Source organism: Streptococcus mitis (genome assembly GCF_001579035.1).
Taxonomy (GTDB): domain Bacteria; phylum Bacillota; class Bacilli; order Lactobacillales; family Streptococcaceae; genus Streptococcus; species Streptococcus mitis_J.
Map to the genome: position 1 here is coordinate 419701 of NZ_KQ970285.1, position 3198 is coordinate 422898.

The following is a 3198-nucleotide window of genomic DNA, read 5'->3' on the forward strand; positions in this document are numbered from 1 at the left end:
ACTGTTGGAGGCTTTGTCCTTGCAGGTTCAGCCCAAGAAAAACTAAAACAGCCAAAGTTGTGGCTACTGGACAAGGTGTTCGTACCTTGAACGGTGACTTGGTTGCTCCAAGTGTTAAAGCTGGAGACCGTGTCCTGGTTGAAGCCCACGCAGGTCTTGATGTCAAAGATGGTGATGAAAAGTATATCATCGTAGGCGAAGCGAACATCTTGGCAATTATTGAAGAATAGAAGGAGAAAGTAAGTATGTCAAAAGAAATTAAATTTTCATCAGATGCCCGTTCAGCTATGGTCCGTGGTGTTGATATCCTTGCAGACACTGTTAAAGTAACCTTGGGGCCTAAAGGTCGCAATGTCGTTCTTGAAAAGTCATTCGGTTCACCCTTGATTACCAATGACGGTGTAACTATTGCCAAAGAAATCGAATTGGAAGACCATTTTGAAAATATGGGTGCCAAATTGGTATCAGAAGTAGCTTCAAAAACCAATGATATTGCAGGTGATGGGACTACAACTGCAACTGTTTTGACCCAAGCAATCGTCCGTGAAGGAATCAAAAACGTCACAGCAGGTGCCAATCCAATCGGTATTCGTCGTGGGATTGAAACAGCAGTTGCCGCAGCAGTTGAAGCTTTGAAAAACAACGCCATTCCTGTTGCCAACAAAGAAGCTATCGCTCAGGTTGCAGCCGTATCTTCTCGTTCTGAAAAAGTTGGTGAGTACATCTCTGAAGCCATGGAAAAAGTTGGCAAAGATGGAGTCATCACTATCGAAGAGTCACGTGGCATGGAAACAGAACTTGAAGTTGTGGAAGGAATGCAGTTCGACCGTGGTTATCTTTCACAGTACATGGTGACAGATAGCGAAAAAATGGTAGCTGATCTTGAAAATCCGTACATTTTGATTACAGACAAGAAAATTTCCAATATCCAAGAAATTTTGCCACTTCTCGAAAGTATTCTCCAAAGCAATCGTCCGCTCTTGATTATTGCGGATGATGTGGATGGCGAAGCTCTTCCAACCCTTGTTTTGAACAAGATTCGTGGAACCTTCAACGTAGTAGCAGTTAAGGCACCTGGTTTTGGTGACCGTCGCAAAGCCATGCTTGAAGACATTGCCATCTTGACAGGCGGAACAGTTATCACAGAAGACCTTGGTCTTGAGTTGAAAGATGCGACAATTGAAGCACTTGGTCAAGCAGTGAGAGTAACTGTTGATAAAGATAGCACTGTTATCGTGGAAGGTGCTGGAAATCCTGAAGCGATTTCTCACCGTGTTGCAGTTATCAAGTCTCAAATCGAAACCACAACTTCTGAATTTGACCGTGAAAAATTGCAAGAACGCTTGGCCAAATTGTCAGGTGGTGTAGCGGTTATTAAGGTCGGAGCCGCAACTGAAACTGAGTTGAAAGAAATGAAACTCCGCATTGAAGATGCCCTCAACGCTACTCGTGCAGCTGTTGAAGAAGGAATCGTTGCTGGTGGTGGAACAGCCCTTGTCAATGTCATTCCAGCTGTGGCTAATTTGGAATTGACAGGAGATGAAGCAACAGGACGCAATATTGTTCTCCGAGCTTTGGAAGAACCTGTTCGTCAAATCGCCCACAATGCAGGATTTGAAGGATCTATCGTTATCGATCGTTTGAAGAATGCTGAAGTTGGTACAGGCTTCAACGCAGCAACTGGCGAGTGGGTCAACATGATTGATCAAGGTATCATCGACCCAGTTAAAGTGAGCCGTTCAGCCCTTCAAAATGCAGCATCTGTAGCCAGCTTGATTTTGACAACAGAAGCAGTCGTAGCCAATAAACCAGAACCAGTGGCCCCAGCTCCAGCAATGGATCCAAGCATGATGGGCGGCATGATGTAAGCTTTCTGTAGATAGCAACTTATAAAAAACACAAAAGGAGGGAATGGCTATTCCTCCTTTTTTATGCTATTCACTTCTAAATTGATTTGAGCTCTCCTAACTTATATGATAAAATAAGACTAGAAAAAGGAGAAGAACATGATCGATGTAGAAGAAATTCTGAGCAAGATGAACCCCAATCAGAAGATTAATTATGACCGTGTCATGCAGAAGATGGTACAAGTATGGGAGAAAAATGAGCAACGTCCAACTATTCTCATGCACGTTTGCTGTGCCCCTTGCAGTACCTATACCCTAGAATATTTGACCAAGTATGCAGATGTGACCATCTATTTTGCCAATTCTAATATCCATCCCAAGGCAGAATACCATAAGCGTGCCTATGTTACCAAGAAATTTGTCAGTGATTTCAATGAGCGGACAGGAAATACGGTCCAGTACCTAGAAGCTCCCTACGAACCAAATGAATACCGAAAACTAGTTAGAGGACTAGAGGAGGAGCCTGAAGGTGGCGACCGTTGTAAGGTTTGCTTTGACTACCGCCTGGATAAAACAGCGCAAGTGGCTATGGATTTAGGTTTTGACTACTTCGGTTCGGCTTTAACCATCAGTCCTCATAAGAATTCTCAAACCATTAACAGCATCGGAATCGATGTGCAAAAAATTTACACAACACACTATCTTCCAAGTGATTTCAAGAAAAATCAAGGCTACAAACGTTCAGTAGAGATGTGTGAAGAGTATGACATCTACCGTCAATGTTATTGTGGATGCGTCTATGCAGCTCAAGCCCAGAATATTGATCTGGTTCAAGTTAAGAAGGACGCCACTGCGTTTCTACTGGATAAGGATGTTGAGAAAGACTATTCCCACATCAAATTTACAGTTACAAAATTAGATATATAAGGAGTTAGGTCGTTCCTACACACGTGATGCCTTCTATCAACTGTTGAAGCGCCATGGTTGGCGAAATATTACGCCACGTCCAGAACATCCTAAGAAAGCAGACGCTCAAACCATTGTCGCGTCTAAAAATAAAATCTCAATTCAAGAAGACAAGAAAACGCTTTAAAGATAGTAGACGTTTTCGTAAGGTTCGCTTGATGTACCAAGATGAGGCTGGTTTCGGTAGAATCAGTAAACTGGGATCTTGTTGGGCTCCAATGGGAGTACGTCCACATGTCCGTAGTCACTATATACGAGAATTTCGCTATTGTTATGGAGCTGTTGATGCCCATACAGGTGAATCATTTTTCTTAATAGCTGGTGGAGGTAATACTGAGTGGATGAACGCCTTTTTAGAAGAGCTTTCACAAGTTTATCCAGATGA

2 protein-coding genes and 2 pseudogenes are annotated in these 3198 nt (G+C 42.9%); all 4 read left to right on the forward strand.

Features of this window, described 5'->3' with window-relative positions; translation table 11 throughout:
* A pseudogene (gene groES / locus SMIDD26_RS12155) lies at positions 1–230 on the forward strand (co-chaperone GroES); the annotation flags it as partial.
* 15 nt (positions 231–245) lie between these two features.
* The gene (gene groL, locus SMIDD26_RS02115; protein WP_061438757.1) at positions 246–1868 is read left to right on the forward strand and encodes a chaperonin GroEL; all 1623 of its coding nucleotides are present in this window, start codon (positions 246–248) and stop codon (positions 1866–1868) included.
* A 138-nt stretch (positions 1869–2006) separates the two neighbouring features.
* Complete coding sequence (locus tag SMIDD26_RS02120; RefSeq protein WP_000567567.1) at positions 2007–2774, forward strand: epoxyqueuosine reductase QueH; 768 nt, start codon at positions 2007–2009, stop codon at positions 2772–2774.
* Positions 2773–3198 (forward strand): annotated as a pseudogene (locus SMIDD26_RS11325) (winged helix-turn-helix domain-containing protein); the annotation flags it as partial. The gene SMIDD26_RS02120 and the pseudogene SMIDD26_RS11325, both read left to right, overlap by 2 nt.